The organism is Xanthomonas sp. NCPPB 1325 (genome assembly GCF_041477645.2).
In the GTDB taxonomy this organism is placed as follows: Bacteria; Pseudomonadota; Gammaproteobacteria; order Xanthomonadales; family Xanthomonadaceae; genus Xanthomonas; species Xanthomonas cannabis.
Genome location: NZ_CM192985.1, coordinates 1,659,060 through 1,683,589 on the forward strand (window position 1 = coordinate 1,659,060; position 24,530 = coordinate 1,683,589).

Annotated in this window: 23 protein-coding genes and 2 pseudogenes; 4 read left to right on the forward strand and 21 right to left on the reverse strand. The window is 67.0% G+C overall.

The window, feature by feature from the left end; translation table 11 throughout:
- Positions 1–22: 22 nt before the first annotated feature.
- The 11 genes from pdeM to ACCQ10_RS06955 form a co-directional block, all read right to left on the reverse strand.
- Positions 23–667 (reverse strand): ligase-associated DNA damage response endonuclease PdeM, encoded by a 645-nt coding sequence (pdeM, locus tag ACCQ10_RS06905; protein ID WP_047694337.1) that lies wholly within the window; start codon positions 665–667, stop codon positions 23–25.
- A complete protein-coding gene (locus ACCQ10_RS06910; RefSeq protein ID WP_372362595.1) occupies positions 657–3,158 on the reverse strand; it encodes a ligase-associated DNA damage response DEXH box helicase in 2,502 nt (833 codons plus the stop codon). The genes pdeM and ACCQ10_RS06910 overlap by 11 nt, the downstream gene beginning before the upstream one ends.
- Positions 3,155–4,759, reverse strand: a complete 1,605-nt coding sequence (locus ACCQ10_RS06915; protein ID WP_372362596.1) for an ATP-dependent DNA ligase — start codon at positions 4,757–4,759, stop codon at positions 3,155–3,157. The genes ACCQ10_RS06910 and ACCQ10_RS06915 overlap by 4 nt, the downstream gene beginning before the upstream one ends.
- Positions 4,756–4,989, reverse strand: coding sequence for a hypothetical protein (locus tag ACCQ10_RS06920; protein WP_372362597.1), 234 nt, complete (start codon positions 4,987–4,989; stop codon positions 4,756–4,758). The genes ACCQ10_RS06915 and ACCQ10_RS06920 overlap by 4 nt, the downstream gene beginning before the upstream one ends.
- Complete coding sequence (locus ACCQ10_RS06925) at positions 4,986–6,005, reverse strand: ligase-associated DNA damage response exonuclease (RefSeq protein ID WP_372362598.1); 1,020 nt, start codon at positions 6,003–6,005, stop codon at positions 4,986–4,988. Before ACCQ10_RS06925 ends, ACCQ10_RS06920 begins: the two co-directional genes overlap by 4 nt.
- A 196-nt stretch (positions 6,006–6,201) precedes the next feature.
- Positions 6,202–6,567, reverse strand: a complete 366-nt coding sequence (locus ACCQ10_RS06930) for a hypothetical protein (RefSeq protein ID WP_104581054.1) — start codon at positions 6,565–6,567, stop codon at positions 6,202–6,204.
- Entirely contained in the window at positions 6,564–7,130 is a 567-nt protein-coding gene (locus tag ACCQ10_RS06935) for a bactofilin family protein (protein ID WP_372362599.1), read from the reverse strand. The genes ACCQ10_RS06930 and ACCQ10_RS06935 overlap by 4 nt, the downstream gene beginning before the upstream one ends.
- 110 nt (positions 7,131–7,240) lie before the next feature.
- Positions 7,241–8,950 (reverse strand): diguanylate cyclase, encoded by a 1,710-nt coding sequence (locus ACCQ10_RS06940; RefSeq protein ID WP_184552341.1) that lies wholly within the window; start codon positions 8,948–8,950, stop codon positions 7,241–7,243.
- 365 nt (positions 8,951–9,315) lie between these two features.
- A complete protein-coding gene (locus ACCQ10_RS06945; RefSeq protein ID WP_039406588.1) occupies positions 9,316–9,642 on the reverse strand; it encodes an XAC1346 family secretion chaperone in 327 nt (108 codons plus the stop codon).
- Positions 9,643–9,871: 229 nt separating this feature from the next.
- Complete coding sequence (locus ACCQ10_RS06950; protein ID WP_039406586.1) at positions 9,872–10,213, reverse strand: hypothetical protein; 342 nt, start codon at positions 10,211–10,213, stop codon at positions 9,872–9,874.
- Positions 10,214–10,335: 122 nt separating this feature from the next.
- Positions 10,336–11,511, reverse strand: a complete 1,176-nt coding sequence (locus tag ACCQ10_RS06955; RefSeq protein WP_039406584.1) for a thiolase family protein — start codon at positions 11,509–11,511, stop codon at positions 10,336–10,338.
- A gap of 159 nt (positions 11,512–11,670) precedes the next feature.
- On the opposite strand from ACCQ10_RS06955, the gene ACCQ10_RS06960 reads away from it, so the two are divergent.
- Entirely contained in the window at positions 11,671–14,514 is a 2,844-nt protein-coding gene (locus tag ACCQ10_RS06960) for a S8 family serine peptidase (RefSeq protein WP_372362600.1), read from the forward strand.
- A gap of 102 nt (positions 14,515–14,616) precedes the next feature.
- On the opposite strand, the gene ACCQ10_RS06965 is transcribed toward ACCQ10_RS06960, so the two are convergent.
- From ACCQ10_RS06965 to ACCQ10_RS06975, 3 genes and pseudogenes are all read right to left on the reverse strand, one after another.
- Positions 14,617–15,717 (reverse strand): Glu/Leu/Phe/Val dehydrogenase dimerization domain-containing protein, encoded by a 1,101-nt coding sequence (locus ACCQ10_RS06965; RefSeq protein ID WP_372362601.1) that lies wholly within the window; start codon positions 15,715–15,717, stop codon positions 14,617–14,619.
- 156 nt (positions 15,718–15,873) lie between these two features.
- A pseudogene (locus tag ACCQ10_RS06970) lies at positions 15,874–16,116 on the reverse strand (2OG-Fe(II) oxygenase); the annotation flags it as partial.
- A gap of 169 nt (positions 16,117–16,285) precedes the next feature.
- Positions 16,286–16,786 carry a M48 family metallopeptidase gene (locus ACCQ10_RS06975; protein WP_081419382.1) on the reverse strand — a complete coding sequence of 167 codons (501 nt, stop codon included), beginning with the start codon at positions 16,784–16,786 and terminating at the stop codon, positions 16,286–16,288.
- A gap of 421 nt (positions 16,787–17,207) precedes the next feature.
- Between ACCQ10_RS06975 and ACCQ10_RS06980 the strand changes: the two genes are divergently transcribed.
- Positions 17,208–17,381: a DUF1328 domain-containing protein gene (locus tag ACCQ10_RS06980; protein ID WP_003489471.1), complete on the forward strand. Its 174-nt coding sequence runs from the start codon at positions 17,208–17,210 to the stop codon at positions 17,379–17,381.
- 136 nt (positions 17,382–17,517) lie between these two features.
- Here ACCQ10_RS06980 and ACCQ10_RS06985 read toward each other — a convergent pair whose 3' ends face one another.
- Positions 17,518–17,772: a DUF2789 domain-containing protein gene (locus tag ACCQ10_RS06985; protein ID WP_372362602.1), complete on the reverse strand. Its 255-nt coding sequence runs from the start codon at positions 17,770–17,772 to the stop codon at positions 17,518–17,520.
- Positions 17,773–17,899: 127 nt separating this feature from the next.
- On the opposite strand from ACCQ10_RS06985, the gene ACCQ10_RS06990 reads away from it, so the two are divergent.
- Positions 17,900–18,166, forward strand: a complete 267-nt coding sequence (locus tag ACCQ10_RS06990) for a DksA/TraR family C4-type zinc finger protein (protein WP_184386902.1) — start codon at positions 17,900–17,902, stop codon at positions 18,164–18,166.
- A 130-nt stretch (positions 18,167–18,296) separates the two neighbouring features.
- Here the strand turns inward: ACCQ10_RS06990 and ACCQ10_RS06995 are convergent, their stop codons facing one another.
- The 5 genes and pseudogenes from ACCQ10_RS06995 to ACCQ10_RS07015 all read right to left on the reverse strand — a co-directional run.
- Positions 18,297–18,890, reverse strand: coding sequence for a mechanosensitive ion channel family protein (locus ACCQ10_RS06995; RefSeq protein WP_184439968.1), 594 nt, complete (start codon positions 18,888–18,890; stop codon positions 18,297–18,299).
- A gap of 407 nt (positions 18,891–19,297) precedes the next feature.
- Positions 19,298–19,483 (reverse strand): hypothetical protein, encoded by a 186-nt coding sequence (locus ACCQ10_RS07000; protein WP_029221706.1) that lies wholly within the window; start codon positions 19,481–19,483, stop codon positions 19,298–19,300.
- A 188-nt stretch (positions 19,484–19,671) separates the two neighbouring features.
- Positions 19,672–21,048, reverse strand: coding sequence for an Hsp70 family protein (locus ACCQ10_RS07005; protein ID WP_372362603.1), 1,377 nt, complete (start codon positions 21,046–21,048; stop codon positions 19,672–19,674).
- A gap of 125 nt (positions 21,049–21,173) precedes the next feature.
- Positions 21,174–21,647: an FKBP-type peptidyl-prolyl cis-trans isomerase gene (locus ACCQ10_RS07010; RefSeq protein WP_047693718.1), complete on the reverse strand. Its 474-nt coding sequence runs from the start codon at positions 21,645–21,647 to the stop codon at positions 21,174–21,176.
- A gap of 341 nt (positions 21,648–21,988) precedes the next feature.
- Positions 21,989–22,951 (reverse strand): annotated as a pseudogene (locus ACCQ10_RS07015) (cation diffusion facilitator family transporter); the annotation flags it as partial.
- 216 nt (positions 22,952–23,167) lie between these two features.
- On the opposite strand from ACCQ10_RS07015, the gene ACCQ10_RS07020 reads away from it, so the two are divergent.
- Positions 23,168–23,503: a zinc ribbon domain-containing protein YjdM gene (locus tag ACCQ10_RS07020; protein WP_372362604.1), complete on the forward strand. Its 336-nt coding sequence runs from the start codon at positions 23,168–23,170 to the stop codon at positions 23,501–23,503.
- 207 nt (positions 23,504–23,710) lie between these two features.
- Here the strand turns inward: ACCQ10_RS07020 and ACCQ10_RS07025 are convergent, their stop codons facing one another.
- Entirely contained in the window at positions 23,711–24,511 is an 801-nt protein-coding gene (locus tag ACCQ10_RS07025) for a hypothetical protein (protein WP_372363073.1), read from the reverse strand.
- Positions 24,512–24,530 lie beyond the last annotated feature (19 nt).

Below are 24,530 nucleotides of genomic sequence, written 5' to 3' on the forward strand. Positions count from 1 at the left end.
GCCGGCGCATTCGCGGCGCTGGCTAACGCACCGGCAGTGCCATCGCGTCGCCTTCCACACAGGCGACCAGGCGCTCGCCTTCCGTGAGCGTCGGCACGATGCCTGCGGTGAACTGCGAGAACGCCGGCAGGATGGTCACGCGCTCGCGCAACCAGAAGGCGGGCCAACGTCGCGACAGCCCCGGCAGCTTGGCCAGTGGATGCAGATGCCCGCACAGCACATGGCCGGTGGGGTGCGGCACTGGGTCGTGGCGCAGCACGAACGGGCCATCTTCAACCTGCTCGCCGGCCGCTTCGATCTGCAACCCGGCACCGGCCAGTGCGCGGTCGTGATTGCCGCGGATGGCGATCACCCGCAACGCGCAATGTTGCTCGCGCCATGCGCTCCAGCGCCGATGCCAGGCGGCGCGCGGTGCCGGCCCGTGCAGCAGGTCGCCCAGGATCCACAGCGCGTCGACCTGGCGCTGGGCGAGCAACCCATCCAGCCGCTCCAGATCGTGCGCGGTGCCGCCGGCCGGCAAGCCGATGCCGGCACGTCGGAACACATCGGCCTTGCCCAGGTGCAGGTCGGCGATCAACAGCGCGCGCTGTGTCGGGCGGTACAAGGCACGTTCGCCGAGCAATTCCACGGTTTCGCCGGCCAGCTGCAGCTGCACGCTATCGCCCATGCTTGCGCTCCAGTTGTTCGGCAGCGCGCAACACGCGCGCCTTCCAGTCCTCGGTACTCAGTTGCCCACGCACGCGTTCGGCCCACAGCGGAAACGACAACGGGGTGAGGCTGCGCGGCTTGCACAGGCGCAATTCGCGGCGGGCGCAATCTTCCAGCGCATGTGCCAGGCGGGCGAGTTCCAGCTGGCCTTCGAACACTTCGCGCTCGGCCTGTGCCAGCAACAGGTGATCCGGGTCGAAGCGCTGCAGCACGTCGTACAGCAACCCGCTGGAGGCCTGCAGCTGACGCAGGCTGCGCGGCGCACGCCCCGGCAACGAGGGCGACAGCAAGCCGGCCACGCGCGCGATCTCGCGGAACTGCCGGCGTGCCAGCTCGCCCAGGTTGAGGCTGTCGCGCAGATCGTCGAACAGCGCTACCGGCGACAACAAGCTCTGCAGCACATCGGCATCGATCTCCACGTCCTGCGCCGGCGACAGCACAAAGCCATAGTCGTTGGCAGCGAAGCTGAAGGTGTTGCGCTGACGCCGGCCCCAGCGCGCCGCCAGCAACGCGGCCAGCCCTTCGTTGACCTGCCGGCCGGCGAATGGGTACACGAAGACATGCCGGCCATCGCGGGCCTTGATGCTTTCCACCAGCAGATGGTCCGGCCCCGGCAGCGAAGAGAGCGAGGCCTGCAGCTGCAGTAACGGCGCCAAGGCCTGCATCTCCGGCGCATCGCCGGGGTCGGCGAATACCGCTTCCACTTCGCGCCCCAATGCCGACGACAGCGGCATGCGTCCGCCCATCCATTTGGGCACCACGCCGCTGCCGCCCTTGGCCACGCGCACGTAGGCGGTCATGTCTTCCAGCCGCACCAGCTCCAGCAGGCGGCCGGCAAACTGGAAGCGGTCGCCGCGGCGCAGACGGCCGACGAATTGTTCTTCCACCGCGCCCAGTCGCCCGCCGCGCAGGAACTGCACGCGCACGCTGCCATCGCTGGTGATGGTGCCGATGGACAACCGGTGCCGAAGCGCAACACGCCGATCGATGACGCGGTACACGCCGTCGTCGTCGCGCACCACCCTGTGGAAATCCGGGTAGTGCGCCAGGGCGCTGCCACCTTGCACGATGAAATCCAGCACTGCGTTCCAGGTGGTTTTCTCCAGCGCAGCGAATGCATCGGTGCCGCGCACTTCCTCGAATAACGCATCGGCCTGGAAGCCGCCGCCCAGGGCGAGGGTGACGCAGTGTTGCGCCAGCACATCCAGCGACAGGCGCGGCGGCGGCCGTGCTTCGATATGGCCGTGGGTGAGCGCGCGTCGGGCTGCGGCGTATTCCACCAGTTCCAGCGCATGCGAGGGCACGCACACTACGTGCCCGGATTCGCCGGGACGATGGCGTGCGCGCCCGGCGCGTTGCAGCAGCCGTGCAATGCCTTTGGGGCTACCGACCTGCAACACCTGATCCACCGCCGGAAAATCCACGCCCAGATCCAGGCTGGAGGTGGCCACCACGCAGCGCAGGCTGCCATCGGCCAGGCCGCGCTCGGCGGCCGCGCGTAGCGATGGATCCAGCGAGCCGTGATGCAGCGCGAGCGTGGCCAGGTCTTCGGGCCACACCGCGCTCAAGGCCTGATGCCATAACTCGGCCTGCGCACGCGTGTTGGTAAACACCAGGCTGGTGCGCTGATGCATGATCTTTTGCAGCACGCGCGCCAGTTGTGCCAGACCAAGATGGCCCGCCCATGGGAACCGCTCGCCACTTTCCGGTAGCAGCGTTTCCAAGGTCATCGTGCGCGGTTTGACGCCTGATACCAGCGCTGCATCGGGCAGGTGCGGCAGCAGCACATCGCGCGCCTGCGGCAGATTGCCCAGCGTTGCCGACAGCCCCCAGATGCGCAGGTGCGGCGTCCATCCGCGCAAGCGCGCCAGACACAGTTGCAGCAGCACGCCGCGCTTGTTGCCGAGCAGCTCGTGCCACTCGTCGACGATCACGCAGCGCAGCGCCGACAGCTGCGGCGCGGTGTCCGGATACGACAGCAGCAAGGCCAGCGATTCGGGCGTGGTGACCAGCACGTCGAGCTTGCCGCTGCGTGCCAGCCGCTTGTCGCGCGCGCTGGCATCGCCGGTGCGCAGTCCCACCTGCCAGTCCAGCCCCAGCGCTTCCACCGGTTCGCGCAATGCGCGCGCGGTGTCGGCGGCCAATGCCCGCAACGGCGTGATCCACAGCACCTGCAGATTGCGTTGCTGCTGGCGCCGCGCAGGTGCAGCAGGTTTGCATTGTTTAAGCGGTAACTTGCGCCCGCGCGCAGCCAATGCGTCCAGCAATGGCCCGCCAAACGCCGCCAGCGTCTTGCCGCTGCCGGTGGGCGTGTGCAGCAAGCCGGACTCGCCATCGAGATAGCGCTTCCACACATCGCGTTGAAACGGCAACGGCGCCCAGCCGCGCTGCGCGAACCAGTCGCGCCACTGCTGCAATGGCGTGCCGCGTGTCTGCTGCGCCGCCGTCACCGCGCCAGGGCCTGCAGGCTGCTCAGGTGGTCGGCCTCGGACATCGGCTTGTCCTGCCGCCAGCGCAGGATGCGCGGGAAGCGCACCGCGATACCGGATTTGTGCCGTGCGCTGCGGTTCACCGCTTCAAACCCCAGCTCGAACACATGATGCGCGGTGACCGCGCGCACCGGGCCGAACCGTTCGGTGGTGTTGGCACGAATCCAGCGGTCCAGCTGCAGGATTTCCTTGTCGTCCAGGCCCGAATAGGCTTTGGCGATGGGCACCAGTTGTCCCTCATGCCACAGCCCGAAGGTGTAGTCGGTATACAGCGTGCTGCGCCGGCCGTGGCCGGCTTGCGCGTACAACAACACCGCATCGATGGTCAGCGGGTCGATCTTCCACTTCCACCAGTCGCCACGTCGGCGCCCGGCCTGATAGACGGAGTTGGCGCGCTTGAGCATCAGCCCTTCCACGCCGCGTTCGCGCGCTTCCACGCGCACCTGCGCGGCGGCCTGCCAATCGCTCACCTGCACCAGCGGCGAGGCAACGATGCGCGGGTCGGCGAGTGTGGCAAGCACGCCGTCCAGCAGTGCGCGTCGCTCCTGCAGCGGGCGCTCACGCAGGTCTTCGCCGTCCAGTTCGAGCAGGTCGTAGGCGACCACGCGCGCCGGTGCGTCGGTCAGCGTCTTGGGGCCGGGCTTGAGCCGTTGGATGCGCGTCTGCAAGGCAGTGAACGGCATCGGCAAGGGCTGCTCCGGTTTCCAGGCCAATAACTCACCATCGATGACGGTGCCGTCGGGCAACCGCATTGCCGCGCGTTCGATCTCCGGAAAGCGCCCGTCCAGCCGCTCTTCGCCGCGCGACCACAGCGCTGCTTCGCCGGCGCGCCGGATCAGTTGCAGCCGGATGCCGTCCCACTTCCATTCCAGCAGCCAGTCTTGGATGGGTCCCAGCGTATCGACGGCCGCTTCGAGCGGCGACGCAAGAAAGAACGGGTAGGGCTGCTGACGATCGCCGGGCAGTTCTTCACTGGTCAGCAGATCGGCCAGATAGGTCGGATGCGGGCGCCAACTGCCGAGCATGCGCTGTGCGATGCGCGCGATGTCCACGCCTGACAGCTCGGACAGCGCCTGCTGCACGAGCCGCTGCGACACGCCGACCCGCAACGCGCCGGTGAGCAGCTTGTTGAACACCAGCCGCTCGTCGAAGGCCAGGCTGCGCCAGGACTGCACGATGCACGCCTTGCGCACGGCGACGTCCTGATTGGCGATCGGCAACAGCCGGTGTTCGATCCATTCCGCCAGCGGCAGGTCGGCCGCTTCGGTGTCCGGGTCATCCAGCAACAGGGCCAGCGTTTCAGCTAGGTCGCCGACATGGTCGTAGCTGTCGGCCACCAGCCAGTCGGCGATGCCGGCGGTGTCGGTGATCCATTCGCGTAATTCGCCGCTGCTGGCAATGCGCATGCGCGTGCTGGCCACCTTGCCGCCGGCCAGCAGATACAGTGCCCAGGCCGCATCCAGCGGCGCGGCATCGCGGAAATAGGCGACCAGTGCCGCACGCTTGTCCAGCGTGCCGGTGCTGCGGTCCAGGGTGCGGTACAGCGCCGCAAACCGCTTCACGGCATTGCCTCTGCCGTGGCCTGTCTGTTGGCCGCGCGCAGTTCCAGCGCGCAGCGCGTGAATGCGGCCAGCGTGCGTGGGCGACGTTGCAGACGCGGCGGGCCCACGACCGCCGCCGGCACGCTGCGGCACACACGAAATGCCAGTGCATGCCGGCCAAACGCAAGTGCGCCGCTAAGGCGAATGCGCACACGCGCGCGCGCGTACCGGCGTGCGGGCAAGGGGTTCATTCCTCGGCTCCAAAATCGGTGCGGAAGGCTTCGGCCGCAACGCCGCGCTCGCGCAGGTGCTGGATCAGCGCATCGGTGTTGCCGTGGGTGGCGATCACACGGCGGGCGCCGGTGTCTTCGATGGTCCGCAGCAGGTCCGGCCAGTCGGCATGATCGGAGACCACGAAGCCACGATCGTAGTTGCGTCGCCTGCGATTGCCGCGAATGCGCATCCAGCCCGATGCGAATCCTTGTTGCGCGTGGCGGAAGCGGCGGATCCAGGAGCTGCCGGCTGCCGACGGCGGTGCCAGCACCAACTGCCCGGCATAGTCCGCGCCGCGCGCATGTTCGCTGACCGGCTGCGTGTCCAGCATCGCGATCCCGGCCTGGCGGTACACCGCTACGCCGGCCGCAATCGCGCCGTGCAGCAGTGCGGGCTGGGTGTCCCAGGTGCGCAGCTCGGCCAGCACGCGCTGCGCCTTGCCCAGTGCGTAGCAATACAGGATGGCAGCCTCGCCGCGCTCGGCACATTCGCGTCGCCAGGCCACGATATCGGCCGCCACATCGGCGGTGTCGGGCCAGCGATACACCGGCAAGCCGAACGTTGCCTCGGTGATGAAGGTGTCGCATGGCACCACTTCGAACGGCGCGCAGGTGGGATCGTGCTGGCGCTTGTAATCGCCGGAGGCCACCCAGACTTCACCGTCCACTTCGATGCGCACCTGCGCCGACCCCAGCACGTGGCCGGCCGGATGCAGCGACACGCGCGCACGCCCCAGCGTAAACGCCTCACCATCGGCATGCGGGTGATAGACCTGTTCGCCAAGCCGCCATTGCAGGATCGGCAGGCTTTCGCGGGTGCAGTGGTATTCGCCCATGCCGCCACGGGCGTGATCGCCGTGGCCATGGGTGATCACCGCACGCGGCACCGGGCGCCAGGGATCGATGTGGAAGTCGCCCTGCGGGCAATACAGCCCCTCGGGGCCAAGTACCACCAGATCGCCGCGTGGGTTCGTGTCGTCGTTGCCGTTGCGCATGCGGCAACTCTGGCCAAGCCGGTGTGCAGATCCTGAGAATGGGAATGGCTGCATCGGCTGGGCAACAAGACATGGTCACGCTGACAATCGCAGGGCCAGCAGTGGCGCGATGTCGGTGCACATGGCGGGTGGATGCGGGCGCGGACCGGACGCGATGCCGCGCCTGCATTGCCAACGCGCTACCGCAAGCAGCCCGTCAATGCCGCGTACGCCGCCCGGGTGCGCGTACTGCCATCGCCTCCACGGCGAGCGTGAACCCACGCTCCTCGCCGCCCTGCATTGCGCCCACGTCGACCACGTGGCGGCGGATCTCCTCGCCCTTGCCGTTACGCACCACCACGACCACGGTGTATTCCCACGGATCGCCGTCTGCGGGGTGGCGGATGGTGCCGTCGACCTTCAACGGCACGATCGGCGCCGGCTGCGCGTGCTGTGCAGCCGCCGAATCGAAGCGCAGGTGGTGTTTGCAGGCAGGGCAGATGATCGCGCTTTCCAGGATCGTGGCCTTGCAATGCGGACAGCTGCGCGTGGCGCCGGGCGTGCCCGGGCGCGGTGCACTCATGTGGCGTCGGTGCTGTCGCCGCCCACGCTGGCCTTGGCGGCGGCTGACGGCTTGCTGCCAGCGTCTTCGCCCCAGCCGAAGTCGGCCTGGCCACGCATGCGTGCGCCCGAGGCGACGGTGAGGTTGCCGGCCTTGACGTCGCCGACCAGCACGCCGGACGTCTGCAGTTCCACCTGCGAGGCGGACTCGATATTGCCTTCCAGCTCGCCGGCGATGATGACCTTGTTGGCGCGCACGCCTCCGGTGAGCTTGGCGCCGCGTTCGATGGTGAGATCGCCCTTGACGTTGACGTCGCCCTTGAAGCGGCCGGCCAGACGTACGTGACCGGCACCCTCGATCTTGCCTTCGATGCTGATGTCGGCGGCGATCAGCGATTCCTTCGCTTCGCCCTGACGCTGCGATGGCGCAGCGGCCGGCACGACGCTGGGCGCGGCGGCGGTGGCTGGCACCGGCGGGGTGGGGCCGGGGTCGGCATTGAACAGCCGGCCATCGGCGGCAGGCGCCTCCGGGGCTGCGGGAGCACCGTCTTTCTTGTTGGGACCTTGATCGCGCCACATCGACATCGGACTGCCTCGCTTCGGGGGTCTGGGCCGACTATCGCTGCGTCAATCGATCTTTTGTGTGACAGAGCGCGCAATCCGAGACCGACAGCGCGCCGCCCTGGTCCTGTGGGTCAATCCGGCCTGCTCGCTCCGGCGCCATGACGCTCGACCCGGTTGCGTCCGCGATGCTTGGCGGCATACAGCGCCGCGTCGGCCTTCTGGATCAGGCTGGCGCCCAGTTCGCCGTCGACCGGGAAACTGGCCACACCAATGGACGCGGTGACGCGCGGCAACGCGCGTTGCCCATCGGTGACCGCCAACGCCGCGATCTGCGCGCGGATCTGCTCGGCCACGCGCATGGCTTCCTCGCCATCGGCCTCAGGCAGGATCACGGTGAATTCTTCGCCACCGTAGCGGCAGGCCACGTCTTCGGCGCGCAGACGGGTCAGCAGCAGCTCGCCCACCGCAGCCAGCAGCAGGTCGCCGCCGGCATGCCCCTGGCTGTCGTTGAACTGCTTGAAGTGGTCCACGTCCAGCATCAGCACCGACAGCGGCAGCCCGCGTCGCGCGCAGCGGGCCAACTCATGACTGAGCGATTCTTCCAGATAGCGGCGGTTGTACAGCCCGGTCAGCGCATCGCGGATCGACTGCCGGCGCAGCGATTCGCGCAGGCGCAGGTTGCTCAGCGCCAGCGACAACTGCTCGGCCGCAGCCTCGGCGATCTCCAGGCGCGGCATCGGGCCCGGGCCCGGCGAGGACAGAAACAGGAAGCCCAGCTGGGTGCCCTGCGCCGACATCGGCAGGCACGCGGTGGTGATCGGCGTCTGGCCACCCGGCTCCTCGATGTGCGCACACAACGCATCGCGGGCGAGGTCGTCGATGACATGCGGCTGGCCGCGACGCAGCGCCCAGCATTCTTCCGGCAGCAGATGCGGTGCACTCTGCACTAGCGGCTCGCCCCAGTGACTGATCGCCTCGGCGCGATCCTGCGAGGCACGCAGCAGATACACGCTGCCGGCAACGCCCGGCAACAGGCTGGCCAGCGTGCGGCTGGTGACCACCAACGCTTCTTCTGCACTGATGCAGCTCTGCAGCAGCCCGGTGTAACGGCTCAGCAGGTTGAGATCGGCGGTACTGCGCTGCAGCGCGCCGACACTGTCGCCCAGTTCGCGATTGGCTTGCGCCGCCAGACGCTCGGCCTGCGCGCGATGGCGCAATTCGCGCATCAGCACCGCATACACGGTGCCGACCACCGCCAGGCCGAACGGAATGCCGGCCAACGCCAGCACCAGCAACAGGGTCGCGCTCTGCCGGCTGCTTTCGGCACGTTGCGCAAGCAGCTCCTGCTCGCGCTGCACCATCGTCAGCGCCTGCTCGCGGATGGCGCTGGTGGTGCGGAACGCGCTCTGGCGGATGCTCGCACGTGCCGGCTCCAGGCCGCCCTGCGCATACACATCGAGCACCTGCTGGATCTGCCGCAGCCGCGCCTCCACCAACGCCTGTAGCTGGGTCAGGTGCTGCTCCTGCGACGGGTTGTCGGCGATCAGCCGGCGCAGGTTGCCGAGCAGGATCGGCAGGCGCTCGACGCTGGTCTGATAGTCCAGCAGGTAGGCGTCGTTGCCAGTGAGCAGGAAGCCGCGCTGCGCAGATTCGGCATCCAGCAGGCGTGCCTGGATCTCGTCGACCCGGCCGATCACTTCATGGGTGTGCGAGACCAGCGCCGCGTCGGCCAGCGAACGCCGCGCACCGACAAAAATGCCGACGCCGATCACGATGAAGATCAGTGCAGAGAAGATCAGCGCCAGCTGGTTGCGGCGGCGCGAGGTAAAAAAGGAGGGCATGCGGGATGCTAGCCTGCCAGCCTCGACAACACGAGCCCGATTGCGGCCCAAGACGTGCGCGCCGGCACGAAAGTGAAGGCATGCAGGCGACGCGATGTGCCGTGTTCACAGTGGCAGACCGCGGGAAGCTACGTGTCCGCATGCCTGGTGTTGTGCGGTGTCAGCGGCGTGCGCGTGCCGAGCGTGGCGCATCCTGCGCCCACCGGGGGCGGTGAGCGCAGGGGACAAATGCGGCTTGGGGCCGCTGACGAATCTACTGCGCAGTGGTCAGGCGGGAGCGGCCGGTGCGCGAACGCGGTAGCTACCACATGTACACGGATGTTCTGTGCGCGCCGGCAACGCCTACCTGACAACTGCTCGCGGTCTTAGTGCTGCGGATGCTCGGCGTCGTGCTTGTCGGCGTTCTGCTCGGCCTTGTTGGCCATCTCGCGGGTCTTGTCGGCAGTTGCGTCTGCGGCATTGGCAGTTGCACGGCTGGCATCGGCGGCCAAGTCGCGTGCGGCCACGCGGGCGTCGGCGGTAGCGGCCTTGGCCTGCACTGCGGCGCGGTCGGCGGCCTGTTCGGTGGCAGCTGCGGCATGCTTTGCGGCAGAGGCAGCGTCGCGGCGCGCCTGCTCCGCATCGGGGCCCTGACAGGCAGCAAGGGTGAGGGCGGCAATGGCGCTCAACGACAGCATGCGGATCGTCTTCATGAGGTGGTCCTGTTCCTGTTCCGGTGTTGGAGAGCAGAGCTTATGCAGGGCTCGATGCAGCCTGCGTCAAGGTGCGGCCCATGCCCGCGTCGCCGGACGACAGGGCCGGGAGCGCGGCCTCCAGGCCGTCGCGGGTGGACGCCAACGCGTTGCCCGGCAAATCGCGGGCAAAGAAAAAGCCGCTGGAAACCAGCGGCTTTTTCCGAACTCGCTTGGAGTCAAGAAGTGATTACTTCTTGGCTTCTTCAGCGGTGTCCTTAGCAGCTTCGGCGGTGTTTTCAGCCGTCTTGGCAGCGTCGGCAGCCTGCTCAGCAGCAGCGTCGGTCGCGGCGCCGGAAGCGGACTGGGCAGCGTCAGCAGCGGTGTCGGCCGAAGCAGCGGCGGTGTTGGCAGCAGCCTGAGCGGCGTCAGCCGACTGCGAGCCCGAGGCAGCAGCCTGGTCGGCAGCGGTCTGAGCGTCGGCAGCAGCTTCGTTAGCCGAAGCAGCAGCGTCCTGAGCCTGTTCCGGCTTCGAGCAAGCGGTCAGGGCCAGGCCCAGCGCCATTGCGATCAGCAGCTTGTTGATGGTCATTGTTTCAATCCTCGTCGTTAGATTAGGCAACGCGCTATTGCGCGCCCCCGACATGATGACGGCCACAAGACGAGTGTCAAGCTCACGCGCATTCAGCTTTGCAAAATCGACGTTAATACTAATTAAATCAATTCGATAGCGATAGCGGTCGCCTCGCCGCCACCGATGCACAGCGTCGCGATTCCGCGCTTGCCGCCGCGCGTGCGCAACGCGTTCACCAATGTCACTACCAGCCGCGCACCGGAAGCGCCGATGGGATGCCCCAGCGCGCAGGCACCACCGTGCACGTTGACCTTGTCGTGCGCGATGCCCAGTTCCTTGATCGGCACCATCGGCACCACGGCAAAGGCTTCGTTGATTTCAAACAGGTCCACGTCGTCCAGTTGCCAGCCGATCTTGCCGACCAACGACTGGATCGCCGACACCGGCGCGGTGGTGAACCACTCCGGTGCCTGAGAGTGGGTGACGTGGCCGACGATGCGCGCCAGCGGCGTCACCCCACGCTGTTGGGCATCGTCCGCGCGCATCAGCACGGTGATTGCCGCGCCATCGGAAATGCTCGAGGAACTGGCGGCGGTGACGGTGCCGTCCTTTTTGAAGGCCGGCTTCAGGGTCGGGATCTTGGCCACGTCGGACTTGCCCGGCTGCTCGTCGCTGTCGACGACCACCGCGCCCTTGCGCGTGGTCACCGTAAACGGAACGATTTCATCGGCGAATGCGCCGCTGCGCTGCGCCGCCTGCGCGCGTTCCACCGAGGCGATGGCGAAGGCGTCCTGATCGGCGCGGCTGAAGCCGAACTTTTCCGCCGTGGCCTCACCGAACACGCCCATGGCCTGACCGTCGTACGGGTTGGTCAAGCCGTCCCAGGCCATGTGATCCACCGCCTGGAAGTTGCCGTAGCGGTTGCCGGTGCGCGAGTTGGGCAGCAGGTGCGGCGCGTTGCTCATCGACTCCATGCCACCGGCCACCACGATGCTGGCCGAACCGGCCTTGATCAGGTCGTGTCCGAACATGATCGCCTTCATGCCCGAGCCGCACACCTTGTTGATGGTGGTGGCACCGGTGGACGTAGGGATGCCGGCGGCAATCGCGGCCTGTCGCGCAGGCGCCTGGCCGAGATTGGCCGGCAGCACGCAGCCAACGATGACTTCGGACACATCGGCCGGCGCGATCTGCGATTGCGCGAGCGCCGCTTCGATCGCAGCGGCGGCGAGCGTGGGTGCCGGCACACCATTGAATTGACCGAGAAACGAGCCGATGGCAGTGCGTTTGGCAGCAACGATGACGATGTCGGACATGAGCGGATACCGTTTAAAGTGAAACGATTATCTGCCTCGCGGCTGATTCGCGCCAGCAAGCTGAAGTGCGGCGACAGCGGCGCCGCCGTGGTGTATATGATGCGGTCAGGGCCCGGGATGGGGCCCATCCATGGAATGGGTTCGGGGAGAACATACGCAATGAAGAAGAGAGACGTCGCCAGGACCGTCCTGGCCTCGGCGTTGGCTGTGGCGTTGACCGCCTGTGGCGGCGGCGGTGGCGGCGGCGGGATTCGTCCCACCACCCCCAGCGCACCGCCACCGACCTCGCCGCCACCACCGCCACCACCTACGTCGCCGCCACCGCCACCGCCGCCGGTGACTGCACCGACACCGGAGCCTGCGATCGACGCGCACCTGGCGTTGACCAACACGCGCGCTGCGCAGGCGTTGGGCTTTACCGGCGCCGGCTACCGCATCGGCGTGGTCGATAGCGGCATCAACGCCAATCATCCGGCCCTGCAGGGGCGCGTGAGCGACAGCTTCATCTACGTCGACCCACGGACCAACAACGTCGCGCTCGGCGACGTGGCGGGCCATGGCACGGTAGTGGCCGAGCTTGCGGCCGGGCGCGCGGTTGGCCAGTGGCCCGGCGGCATCGCTCCGGGGGCCGGCCTGGTCTCGGCGCGCATCATCAACGACCGCGCGCCGGTGGACGATGGCAGTGGCGAAGGCAACGAGCTCGATGGGCCGCTCGGCCTGGCACCGGTGCACACCGATCTGATCGGTGCCGGCGTGCGCATCATGAATAATTCGTGGGGCGGTCTGTATTGGAACAATCCAGCGGTCACCAATCAGGTCGCGCAGGAATACCGCTCCTTCGTGATCGGCAACGACGGTCTGGTGGTGTTTGCCTCGGGGAACGAGTCGCGATCCCAGCCCTCCGATACGGCCGCGTTGCCCAGTCAGGTGGGTCCCAACGGGACGCTGCCGGCGGCGGATCTGGAGCGTGGCTGGCTGGTGGTCGGCGCGCTGGACACCGCCAATCCCACCCAGCTGGCGTCGTATTCCAATGCCTGTGGCGTGGCGATGCGGTATTGCCTGGTCGCACCGGGCACCTCGCTGTTCGTCGATCCCGACGCCACCGCCGGCAATGTCAGCTATTTCTACGGTAGCGGAACTTCGTTTGCCGCACCGCTGGTATCGGGCGCAGCGGCATTGGTGTGGCAGGCGTTCCCGTACTTCACCAACGATCTGGTGCGGCAGACCTTGTTGGGCACGGCCACCGATCTGGGCGCTGCGGGTGCCGATCCGGTGTTCGGTTACGGCCTGCTCAACGTGGGCAAGGCCGTGCTTGGGCCGGCGCGTTTCGACTGGGGCACGGTCGATGTCACGGTCAACACGCTGCGGTCCACCTGGGCCAACGACATCAGCGGCGCTGGCGGCCTGACCAAGCGCGGTACCGGCACCTTGGTGCTGGGCAGCACGGCCAATACCTACACCGGCGACACCCAGGTGCTGGGCGGCACCCTGCAAACCGCCAGTCTGCAAAGTGCGCGCGTCGGTGTTGCCAATGGCGCCACGTTGATTGGCGCCGGCCGCATCGGCGGCACGCTCGCCAACGCAGGCACCGTGCAGGTGAACAGTGCGGTGCTGACGGTCGACGGCAACTACACGCAGGCCAGCAACGGCCGTCTGGCCGTGAACGTGGGCGACCGCTTGAACGTGACCGGCACCGCCACCATCGCCGGCGATCTGCAACTGCTCGGCCGGCGTGCGTACGTGGCCGACAATACGACCTACGCGGTCCTGCAGGCGACCAATGGCTTGCAGGGTACCTTCGACACGGTCAGCGGCGGGCCGGCAGTGACGTTCCTGGCGGCCACGCGCAGCTACGACGCCAACACCGCATTCGTGTCGCTGCAACGCATGGATGTCACCGCGGTTGCCGCATCGCTGGGTGCGATCGGCACCGCGTCGATGGACGCTGCCATCCGCGTGGAGCAGGCTTTCCAGAAAGTGGACGCGCAGCAGTTGCAGGGCAGCGCTGGCATCAGCAGCGGCTTCATTCGCGCTGCGGCGGCGTTGCAGCAGGCACCCGATGCGAAGGCGGCAGCCGATTCGCTGCGGAGTCTGTCCGGGCATGCGCATGCGGCGTCTGCGGCGATGACCTTCGACACCATCGATCTTGGGCGGCGCGCCCTGGCATCGCACTTCGATGGTCTGTCGCAGCAACCGCGCATGCTGGGCACCTGGCAGCGTGCGCTGGGCGGGCCGGGCGAGGGCGGAGTGACCACGTCAGGATTTGCCACCTCCGGCTGGATGATGGGCAACGACCTGCGTCTGTCATCAGGCGCCGTCGCTGGGTTTGCGTTTGGCGAAACGCGTTCCAACAGTCTGGCTAATCTGGATGCTGCACGCGGCCGCGACCGGCAGGTGCAGGCGCAGCTCTATTGGGGGACGACACTGGGGCCGGCGTACACGCTGGGCCAGCTGGGCGTCGGCAACGTCGACCGGCAGATCGAACGCAGCCTGCAACTGGGCGAAGAACGCAGCAGCGCCTTCAGCGATTACAGCGCCAGCTATCTCAGCGGCAATCTGGAAGCCGGCTATCGCCTGGGCCGCGCAGCGGCGTCGTTGACACCTTACATGGGCCTGGACTACGTGCACTTGCGCAGCGAAGGCTTTCGCGAAAGTGGCGGCGATGGTTTCGGCCTGCGGGCCGATGCAAGCACCTCATCGCGCACCCAGATGCTGGCTGGCCTGCGCTCTGCCTACCGCTGGCGCGGCCTCCAGCTGGGCGGTTACGCCGAGTGGCAGCAGGCGTTGAGCAGCCAGGGGCTGATGCTGGACGCCAGCTTTAATGGCGTCGAGGCATGGGCCCCCTTGCGCGGCATGCAGCCGGCACGCTCGGGCGCTGTGTTCGGGCTTGCCGCCTCCGCGCCGTTGGGGCACCAGGGCCAGCTGCGTTTCGGCTACGACCAGCGGGTGGGCGAACGTGGCGACGACCGCGCGTTGAGCCTGAAGTACAGCGCTGATTTCTGATCGGTGTCTGCGGCGCCCGGGTGCAATGCCCGGGCGCCGTGTGCGTGGCGGCGATCGCGGACGCGCGCAGCCTGTCAGGCGCGGCCCGCGCGCCAGATGCTCTTATTCGCCGCGTAATTTGTGCAGGAAGCGCGGTGCGGTGCGGCCCAGCGGCAGTTTGAGTTTGCTGATGGCCTCGATGCGCGTTTCGGCCATCTGATCGGCCGCCTGCTGCGGCGACACGTCCAGCTGGGCCGACAGGTCGAAGACCTTTTCCAGGTTGTGATAAATGCTGCGGATCAGCCGCATGGCGCGTTCGCGGTTGTAGCCATCGATTTCCAGCGACACATTCATGACGCCGCCGGCATTGACCACATAATCCGGTGCATACAGGATGCCGCGCCTGTGCAGCTCCTGGCCGATGGCCGCGCTGGCCAGCTGATTGTTCGCGGTGCCGCAGATGATCTTGGCCTTGAGCTGCGGCAACGTGTCTTCGTTGATTGCGCCTTCCAGCGCGCAAGGGGCGAACACATCGGCGGACACCTGGTGAATTTCGTCCGGGCGCACGGCCTCGGCGCCATATTCGGCTACCGCGCGATCCACCAGCGCCTGATTCAGATCGGCCACATAGAGTTTGGCGCCGCGTTCCTTGAGCAGCTTCACCAGCTCCATGCCGATGTGGCCCAGGCCCTGGATCGCGATGCTGGCCTTGCCCACTTCCTCATGGCCGAGCTTGCGATTGAGCGAGGCCATCAGTGCCTGCAGTGCGCCATAGGCGGTGAACGGTGCCGGGTCGCCGGAGCCGCGATGCACCTGATGCACGCCGGTGACGTATTCGCTCTCCAGGTAGATCTGCTCCATGTCGTTGACGTCGGTGCCGACGTCCTCGGAGGTGATGTAGCGCCCGCCCAAGCTGTCGACAAACCGGCCGAAGGCGCGAAACAGCGCCTCGCTCTTGTCGGTCTTGGGGTCGCCGATGATCACCGCCTTGCCGCCGCCCACGTTCAGGCCGGCCAGCGCGTTCTTGTAGGTCATGGTGCGGCTGAGCCGCAATGCGTCCGTGAGCGCCGCCTCGCTATCGGGATAGGGGCGCATGCGCACGCCGCCCAGGGCCGGGCCCAGCTGCGTACTGTGCAGGGCAATGATGGCTTTCAGACCGGCGTCGCGGTTGTGGCAGAAGATCACCTGCTCGTGGCCGGTGGTATCGAGGGTTTCGAAAAGCATCGAAGGCTCCGCGGGGCTGCGTGATGTGCCTTCCCTGAGGCCGGGCGTGGACCCGAGCGATGGGAAACAAAAAACGCGACGTCTGCAGACCCTGTCCGATCACGTCGCGCTGCAACATTTTAAACCACGTCGGCAGGGGGGCGTGCATGAATCTGTTCACCAATCCCGATAGCGCTGCTGCCGCATCCACAGCGTCCCCAGCCACTTGGTGCCAGCCACGACCGGCAGGCCGGCATGCAGCGAATCGGGATCGGGGCGGCCGTCGGCGTGCAGGTTGTCGAAGCACACCGCCGAACCGGCGCACGGTTGCACGCTGACGCCGGCAACCGGGAAATCGGTCTGGCCACCTGCCTCGACCGCATTGAGATACACGCAGACGGTGCGCAGGCGATTGCCGGCCGCCGCTGCGCGCTCCAGCAGGCTGACGCAGCGCTGCTGCGGGTGCGGATGATCGATGCGGCCGTGGAGCACGGCCAGGGCCCGCAGGGCGGGCGAGTAGCCGGCCGCAGCGGCGGCGGGCAGGCGTGCGATCGCCTCAGGCCCTAAGCCCACACCCAACACGGCGCGATCAGCCGCCGGCTTCCAGCGCCAGCTGGGTCAGATACAGGCGCAGGTCGAACTCCAGTTGGTGATAGTCCGATGTCATGTGGTTGCACAGTTGATAGAAGGCCTTGTTGTGATCGGCCTCCTTCAGGTGCGCCAATTCGTGGGCCACGATCATCTGCAGGAAAGGTTCGGGCGCGTCGCGGAATACCGAGGCGATGCGGATTTCACGACTGGCCTTGAGCCGCCCGCCGTGCACGCGCGAGATGGCGGTGTGGGTGCCCAGCGCGTGCTTCACGACCTGCAGATGATTGTCGTACACGGCCTTGTGCAAGGTGGGCGATGAGCGCATGTAGCGCTCCTTCATTGCCTTGACGTAGTCGTACAGATGACGATCGGTGCGAACCGTGTGCCGGTCGGGGTAACGTCGCGCCAGCACGGCGGCAAGCTTGTCCTGCGCTATCAGCGCGCGCACCTGATCCAGGACGGCGGGCGGATAACCGGCGAGATAACGAAGAGTGTCCATGGCCAATGCAGGCTGCGAGAACTCCATGATCGCGCATGCGGAGGATGCTGGCTAATCCGTGTCATTGGACTGTGGCGCGCAGCTCTCCAAACGCGGTGGATGGCAACGGGTGCCGCCAGGCAACGCGGGGTGCGCCGGGCAAAGGATGCAACCGGCGTGATGGCTGCGATGGTGCTGCGGTCACGCGCGGTGATTCACGCGGCAGCGCTCTGGCCACGTCAACGCGCGGTCAATGGCGATCCGCACGCCTCCGCATCTGCGGGGCGCCGATACTGCGCAACGCAGCAATGTGGCAGCGTGTGTCATGCGCATTCACGAATGCGGCACGCCGGAATCGGTAGCGTGCAGCGCATGTTTTGCGGCGACGCGTCGCAAGCACACGATCGAACAACGGCGCTGTGCCGGATTAGGAGACGACAACATGATCAAGTGGGCCATTATTTTCGCCATCATCGGACTGATTGCCGGTGCGCTCGGTTTCGGCGGGATGGCAGGCGCTGCGATGGGGATTGCCAAGTTCCTGTTCTGGGCCGGCATCATCATTGCCATCGTGCTGTTTGTGCTGGGCATGACGATTGCCAAGAAGGTGACCTGACGCGCGACGCGCAGCCGGACGCGCCATGCGCCGTCGGCTGCAGTTACGCAAAGAGCGGCCATTGGCCGCTCTTTTTTTTTGGGCGAAACTCAACTGCAAGGATCACTGCCGGGCTCGACCGTCACAGGGCGGTCGGTCAGACGCCGGTGTCGTCCGCTGTGGTATGCAGCGCGATGTTCAATTGATCGATGGTCACGATCCAGTCGGCATCGTCGAGACGCTCTTCACGCAGCAACTGTGCCTGTGCCGGCGTCCAGAAAGGTGCTTCTTCCAGGCGCATGTCGCCCGGCAACGGCGAATGCTCGGCGATGAACGCGCGAATGCTGGCTTCATCGGATGGCAAGCCGAGCTGGGCGAACAGTTCGGAAAAGGGGTGGACCGGTTGTTCCATTGCAAATCCCTCGTAGGTGGATGAATGAATGGTAGAGCACCTGGCTTGAGGACACTGTGCACGGCTGGCTTGGATTTGCCTGTGGCCATGACCATAGTGTCTGCCTGACCAGCGAGGCGAGACGACCATGGCAACCGGATGGGCGGGTGATGGGGCGGTGCAGGACCAGATCGATGCCACCGTCGAGGACGCGATCAAGCGTGCGCGGAGCCAGCTGCACCAGGGCCCGAGCCTGACCCACTGCGAGGAATGCGATGCGCCGATTCCCGACGCGCGTCGCAAGGCAGTGCCTGGCGTGCATCTATGTGTGCAGTGCCAGCAAGCGCATGACCAGGAGCAGGGTGCGCAGAGTGGCTTCAACCGTCGTGGCAGCAAGGACAGCCAGCTGCGTTGAACCAGCGGCGTCGAAGCTGGACCGACGGGCGACCTGGTGTGCAATGGCCCGATGCGCTACAGCGCTGGACACGCGATGCACGCGCGGCAAGGCTCCGGGAATGCGCGAAGCGCAGCTGCGTCTCTTGCACTCAGTTGGCGTTGAAGCCGCTGCTCTCGCGCCAACGGCGCGTGGTGCGCTGGAAAAACAGGCTGTTGGGCACTTGCAGCACACTGCCGGCATGGTCGCCGGTTTCTTCGAGCGTGGTGTAGATCACGTTGATGTCGATCACGCGGCCTTTCAGGCCGGGCTTGTCGCCGCCTTCCAGCAGCTCGATGTGATCGTGCAGCCGGAACGGACGCGTGGTGATGATCAGGAAGGTGCAGAAGATATTCGACAGCACGCTCCATGCAGCGAAGAACGCCACTGCGCCGACGGCCGCGAAGCTGGTGAAGGCGGTCCACAGCACGCCGGTGGAGACACCGAGGATATGCAATGAGATCAGGACGGCGCTGAGCGAGATCACGAAGCTGCCCACACGCCGGATGCCGATCGTGATCTCGACAGGCACGTTGTAATGCGCGCACAGCCGCCGGAGCAGCTGTCGCAGCAGCAGCCGCGTCAGCGCGGCAGCCGCCAGGATCAGGACGATGTTGATGGTGGGCACCGCAACCGCCAGCCATTCCGGATTCCAGTGCGGCAACAGGCTTCGGATCATTGCGGGCAAGGCGTCGGGCGCGGACATCACATCATGCGAAAGCAAAAGAGCCGCCATTGTAATGGTGCGCCCTGCGTGCACCAGATGCGTGGGATGAATGCATGCTCATCCGGCACTGCGCCGGGCGCGCCGCGCGAGATGTGAGCGGCGCTGGATGCGGATGTCTTCAGCGGCGACACATCATTCGGTGGCTGCCAGGGCGACGGCCGGGCAACTGTGCCGGCAAAGCGCCTGCCTGCGACGCTCGGCGCGGCGAACGGTGGCATCACACTGGAGTCGCACTCCGGGTCGGTACGCCCCGATGACGCCAGAAGGCCGGAAACAAACGTGCCACCTTGCGGTGGCACGTCGGTTCAACACTTCAAGGCAACCCTTGCAGGCAGCTACCGGTCTGCACGCGTAGCGGCGGGCATCGACGGCAGCCTGTCTGCCGCTCAGCCGATCTTGTCGCCATCGTTGCGCGCGGGGCCGAAGTTGGTGGTGAGCACTTCGATCCGGCCGCCGGTCTTGCGGAACGCGGCGATGTCGGCAGCGATGCGCTCACGACTGAGCGGCTGCGACTTGCCTTCGCTGCGAGCGATGCTGGGCTGGGATTTCTGCTTGGTCGCGGGACGTGCCATGTGGCCTCCTGTAGCGGGGAAGTGCAAGGACACCGCATGCGGCAAGGGTGGCGCGCGCGGAAGCGGTGTCGAGAGGTGCGAGTGCGTTCGGTGCGCAATCGCGGCGGCACGGCGGGCGTGCCTTGCAGACAAGACGGCGGGGCGTCAGGCAGCAACCGCGTATTATAGGCGCCAAGTACCGATTTGTGTTAATGCTCCGACGGACGGGCGTCGCCCGCCGCCGCCCAGGCCAGGCCCTGCACCACGCCGAAGGACGGATCGCCGTGCACCATGCGCGATTCCGGAAATGCCGCCGCCACCGTGTCGCGGATGTAGCCGGCACGCGACATGCCACCGGTGAGAAACAGCGTGGCCGGAGGCGTGGGCAGGTCGGCGCGCACCTGCGCCAGCAGTCCTGCCAGTTCCTGGAGGTAGTTCGAGGCGGACGCAACCAGTGCGCTGGCCTGCACGTCCACGTGCAGGGCGCGTTCGATGAACTCCAGCGATGCCTGGTGCTGGTCGAGCTCGCTGAGCGCGATCTTGCAGGCTTCCACAGCCCGATACAGGCGCGCGGTGTTGCCGGTGTCCTGCAGGGCCTGCAGGCGGGTGTCGAACGGGGCAGGGACGTCGCGGTACGTGTGCAGGCGGAATTCGCGTTGCCGGGTCATGTCCTGCACCATCGCCGCTTCCACGTAATGGTGCGCCGGAACGCGGGTGATGCCGCGGCCGAACAGCGGCATGTAGGCGGCCAGACTGAGCGCCAGATCGATATCGGTGCCGCCGCGCGCGATCCCCCAGGCGCGATGCACCTGCGGTGGTGCGCTGCCGCCCACGCTGGCATGGGCGATATCGGTGGTACCGCCGCCGATGTCCACCACCACGGTGTCGTGCCGGGAGTCGTGGCTGACGTGGTAGTGCATGGCGGCCGCGGCCGGTTCTTCAAGAAAGTCCACGCTGTCGAACCCGGCGGCGATGGCGGCGGTCTGCAGGATCTCCAGCGCCTGCGCATTGCCGGCTTCGCCGATCGAACTGCGAAATTGCACCGGGCGGCCGATCACGGCATTGCGGATGGTGACGTCGAACTGGCGCGAGGCAGTGAGGCGGATGTGCTCCAGCACGTGCGTGGCGATGCCGGTGATGGTCTGGCGGGCACGCGGGTGCAGGTTGTAGCCCAGCATGGACTTGGGGCTTTGCACCAGATTGCCTTCGCCTTCCAGGAAATACGCATCCAGCGCGTCGTCGCCGTAGACCGCGTTCTGCAGCAGCGCCGCCGAACTGCGAGGCTCGCGCACCTGCTCTTCCATCCATTGGCGACGCACGATGCGCAGCGCTTCGCGGCGCAGGCTGTCCTGATTCGGCGTGCGGCCGGCGGCGGTGGCGTCGCGGCGTGCGGAGTCGATCAGCCGCTCTATCTCGTATTCCAGCGCGGGCGTGAGGTTGAAATCCTCCGGATCGCGCATGGTCTCGGGAAAGTACACCGTGGTGCGGAACTGCAGGGCGTCGCCGAAGCGCACTGGTTCCACCTGGCCATCGACGATCGCGGCGGCGGCGGAGTTGCTGGTACCGAAGTCGATGCCGAGTTTCATGCAGACAGGCCTTCAAAGCGGGCCGCGCACTTTACTACGGCCGCCGCAGCTGCCGTCCAGACCGGCGTGCAGCGGCGGCGCGCCGGCCGATGCGCCGCGCGCCGCCTGGCACGCGACGCGCTGGCTCAGGCGGCGATGTCGTCGACGTGGCCCTGATTCAACTCATCGGTGGTGGCTTCGCGCACGTCCACTACTTCCACCGCAAAGTGCAGGGTCTGGCCGGCCAGCGGGTGATTGCCATCCACGGTGACCTGTTCCGGGCCGACCTCGGTGACGGTGACCAGTACCGGGCCCTGTTGGGTGCGGGCTTCGAACTGCACGCCCGGGACCACGTCCACATCGGTGGGGAAGGCCTCGCGCGGAACGTGCTGGATCAGCTGCTCGTGGCGCGGGCCGTAGCCTTGTTCGGGCGCCACGTCGGCGGTGAGTGTGTCGCCCACGCGCCGGCCGTCCAGCGCCTGCTCCAGGCCGGGCACGATGTTGCCGGCACCGTGCAGATAGCTCAACGGGGTGTCGGGAGTAGAACGGTCCAGGACCTGGCCGCTGTCGTCGGAAAGGGTGTAGTGAATGGTCGCAACGCGACCCTGGCTGATTTCCATCGGAAACCTCCATGCGGGTGATCGAGGGGGAAGTGCATCGGCTGATTCACGATGCCAAGAGGTGCTGCACCCACACCGTAGGCAATCGAACCGGATCGTGCAACCGCTGCGGAACCCGCGGTTGGGCAAGGATCAGGTTGGCCGTCGTCGTGCATCGCTGTGGACGTGCGGCAGGCACTACGGGGCAAGGACCGACCCTGCTGGGGCCCCGATGGAGAGTGCGGCAGCGGCCGGGGCCTGACGTTGACCGCGATTGCCCGGCACTTCCGCTCACCGGCAACGCCGCTGATGTCGCGACCATTGCGGCACCTGTGGTGGCTGCAGCCCGTACACGTGGTTGCCTACTCGGTCTGCGCGCCGCGTTCGATCTGCGCGCGACGTGCGCGCCAGGTTTCCGGTGTCTGCGGTTTGACGAACAACGCGGTGAGTTCAGGATGCTGGCGCTTGGCGGCGGCTTCGATGCGGCCCACGCAGGCTTCGATCTGCGGCGTGCTGCGGCTGTCTTCGAATTCCGCGCTCAATGCGGCAACGACCTGGTTGGGGCCCATCTGCATGGTCAGCACGCCGTTGGCGGCGCGCACGTCCGGGTCGCTGGCGGCAATGCGCAGCAGCGAGTCGGTGACGTGCGCATGGGCCGGCTCGCCGATCAGCAGCCCCTTGGTCTCGCGCGCCAGCAGGAAAGCGGTAAAGGCCAGCACGCCGGCGATGCCGATCGATGCGATGCCGTCGAGTTCGGGCATGTCCAACAGCTGCGCACCGGCCAGGCCGAGCAAGGCCATGAACAGGCCGATCAATGCGGCGCTGTCTTCCAGCAACACGGTAAAGGTGCTGGGGTCCTTGCTCTGGCGAAATGCTTCGAAGTAGCCCATGCGGCCCTTTTTTGCACGGAATTCGCGCAGTGCCACGATCCAGGAAATGCCTTCGAACACGATCGAAACGCCGAGCACGCAATACGCGATGAGATGACTCTTGGCCGGCTCGGGGTGACGCAGGTGCACGATGCCCTCGTACAACGACACGCCGGCACCCATCGCAAACACCAGCAACGCGACGATGAAACTCCAGAAATACAGTTCGCGCCCGTAGCCGAAGGGATGCGTCGGCGTGGGTGCCTGCGCAGCGCGACGTAGACCATAGAGCAGCAGCACCTCGTTGACGGTGTCCACCAGCGAATGCACGCCCTCGCTGAGCATGGCCGAGCTGCCGGAAATCCCGGCGGCAATGAACTTGGCCACCGCAATGGCCAGGTTGCCGGCCAACGCGACATAGACGACCAGGTGCGCGCCCTTGGGCTTGCCGGGGCGCTCTGCGGGACTGTCGGGATGGCCTGGCGCGCCAGGCGCGTTGCCGGGCTCCATGGTGGCTGGTGCGGCGCCTGGCGCGGGGTGGACTGGCTCGTTGGACACGCGCAACCTGCAGGGCATTCGATGAGCGCTGCACTATCGCGCCGCCGCCGTGCCGGATGCGTGATCGCGCGGCCGTGGCGCTACAATCCACGCCCGTTTCGATCAAGGAATCGCATGTCTACCGTTCCCGCCTGCCAGCAATGCGGCCAGGACAACACCTATGCCGACGGCGCCTTGTCGATCTGCGCGGACTGCGGTTTCGAATGGAGCGCAGCCGAGGTCGCCGCGAACACGACCGTGGTGCGCGACAGCAACGGCAATGTGCTGCAGGCCGGCGACACGGTGACGGTGATCAAGGATCTCAAGGTCAAGGGCTCGTCGATTCCGCTCAAGCAGGGCACGGTGATCCGCAATATCCGCCTGGTCGAGGACGACGCCGAACATATCGAAGGCAATTCGGAAAAGATCAAGGGCCTGGTGCTCAAGACCTGTTTTCTGCGTAAGGCCTGAGTCCGCTCCCGTAGCAGCGCGCCTGAGCGCGACAGGTACACCGATAACACCTCACATCGCGCGAGCACGCGCCTGCGGTTCGTGCGCAGCCCGAGCCGCCCGGCGGCATGACGCGCGTGACGCGCCTCAGCGCGATGGCGGTACCGATCGCACCACGCCACGCGCCAGCGCGTCCTGCCAGCCTGGTACCGCGCCGGGTGTGGCGGCTCAATCGCGCGGGTAGACCGCCGCCACTGTGCAGCTTTGGCGCATACGCGAGAACTTGCCGCCGCGCGAGGTGCTGAGGTCGCCTTGCTGGCCGGCGCCGACGCCTGCGCCGGCAATGCCGATTTCGTCGAGCACGTCGACCTTGTCGCCGGGGTTGCCGCAAATCGCATTCAGGCCCATGCCGGATACGAAGCGGATCGGTGGTGCGCCGCTGAGCTCGCGGCAGCTGTCCATCAATTCGACGCGATAATGGCGGTGCGCGCCGGGATGGCGCGGCGACACTTCCACCACCAGACCCTGCGCGTCCTCCGACCACGCCCGCACCATGCCGGGCTGGAAGCAATAGCTTGCGGAGCCGGCGAAGTTGCGACGACGTGCTTGCCGCACGCTGACGCCGTCCAGGGTGGGGATGCCGTCGGCCTGCCGCTGACGGGCCATGCTGGCGTAGTCGCGTGCGCTGAGCGGGGCGACCTGGCTGATCGCGCACCGTTGCTGCCCGGTGCTGACGGATGCCTGCGCACCATTGCAGACCCAACCGTGCGGTGCGAGCACGGCGGCGTCTGCGTGCGCGGTCAGGCGCGGGCAATCCTGTGCCAATTGCAGGCGGAACAGGCGGCCGCCGCGTTCGGCAACGGCCAGTGTCCGCGCATCGGTCTGATGCAGCTCGCTCACCTGGCGGGCATCCAGGCACTCGGGACCCGGCGCGGCAGGGCGCGGGGAGTGCGCCGCTGCGCCGCCCACCGTGCAGGCCATGATGCTGGTGCCGAGCAGGACCACAGGGAGCAGGCGCATCACGCACATTCTTGGCAATGAGATGGCT

Bases quoted from the DNA above. Each gene is read 5' to 3' on its own strand.
- ACCQ10_RS06940 (WP_184552341.1), bottom strand. From the start codon at position 8,950: ATGCCCTCCTTTTTTACCTCGCGCCGCCGCAACCAGCTGGCGCTGATC.
- pdeM (WP_047694337.1), bottom strand. From the start codon at position 667: ATGGGCGATAGCGTGCAGCTGCAGCTGGCCGGCGAAACCGTGGAATTG.
- ACCQ10_RS06990 (WP_184386902.1), top strand. From the start codon at position 17,900: ATGGCAACCGGATGGGCGGGTGATGGGGCGGTGCAGGACCAGATCGAT.
- ACCQ10_RS06930 (WP_104581054.1), bottom strand. From the start codon at position 6,567: ATGAGTGCACCGCGCCCGGGCACGCCCGGCGCCACGCGCAGCTGTCCG.
- ACCQ10_RS06945 (WP_039406588.1), bottom strand. From the start codon at position 9,642: ATGAAGACGATCCGCATGCTGTCGTTGAGCGCCATTGCCGCCCTCACC.
- ACCQ10_RS07005 (WP_372362603.1), bottom strand. From the start codon at position 21,048: ATGAAACTCGGCATCGACTTCGGTACCAGCAACTCCGCCGCCGCCGCG.
- ACCQ10_RS06985 (WP_372362602.1), bottom strand. From the start codon at position 17,772: ATGGAACAACCGGTCCACCCCTTTTCCGAACTGTTCGCCCAGCTCGGC.
- ACCQ10_RS06935 (WP_372362599.1), bottom strand. From the start codon at position 7,130: ATGTCGATGTGGCGCGATCAAGGTCCCAACAAGAAAGACGGTGCTCCC.
- ACCQ10_RS06980 (WP_003489471.1), top strand. From the start codon at position 17,208: ATGATCAAGTGGGCCATTATTTTCGCCATCATCGGACTGATTGCCGGT.
- ACCQ10_RS06965 (WP_372362601.1), bottom strand. From the start codon at position 15,717: ATGCTTTTCGAAACCCTCGATACCACCGGCCACGAGCAGGTGATCTTC.
- ACCQ10_RS06975 (WP_081419382.1), bottom strand. From the start codon at position 16,786: ATGGACACTCTTCGTTATCTCGCCGGTTATCCGCCCGCCGTCCTGGAT.
- ACCQ10_RS06925 (WP_372362598.1), bottom strand. From the start codon at position 6,005: ATGCGCAACGGCAACGACGACACGAACCCACGCGGCGATCTGGTGGTA.
- ACCQ10_RS06950 (WP_039406586.1), bottom strand. From the start codon at position 10,213: ATGACCATCAACAAGCTGCTGATCGCAATGGCGCTGGGCCTGGCCCTG.
- ACCQ10_RS07020 (WP_372362604.1), top strand. From the start codon at position 23,168: ATGTCTACCGTTCCCGCCTGCCAGCAATGCGGCCAGGACAACACCTAT.
- ACCQ10_RS06960 (WP_372362600.1), top strand. From the start codon at position 11,671: ATGAAGAAGAGAGACGTCGCCAGGACCGTCCTGGCCTCGGCGTTGGCT.
- ACCQ10_RS07010 (WP_047693718.1), bottom strand. From the start codon at position 21,647: ATGGAAATCAGCCAGGGTCGCGTTGCGACCATTCACTACACCCTTTCC.
- ACCQ10_RS06995 (WP_184439968.1), bottom strand. From the start codon at position 18,890: ATGTCCGCGCCCGACGCCTTGCCCGCAATGATCCGAAGCCTGTTGCCG.
- ACCQ10_RS07025 (WP_372363073.1), bottom strand. From the start codon at position 24,511: ATGTGCGTGATGCGCCTGCTCCCTGTGGTCCTGCTCGGCACCAGCATC.
- ACCQ10_RS06920 (WP_372362597.1), bottom strand. From the start codon at position 4,989: ATGAACCCCTTGCCCGCACGCCGGTACGCGCGCGCGCGTGTGCGCATT.
- ACCQ10_RS06955 (WP_039406584.1), bottom strand. From the start codon at position 11,511: ATGTCCGACATCGTCATCGTTGCTGCCAAACGCACTGCCATCGGCTCG.
- ACCQ10_RS07000 (WP_029221706.1), bottom strand. From the start codon at position 19,483: ATGGCACGTCCCGCGACCAAGCAGAAATCCCAGCCCAGCATCGCTCGC.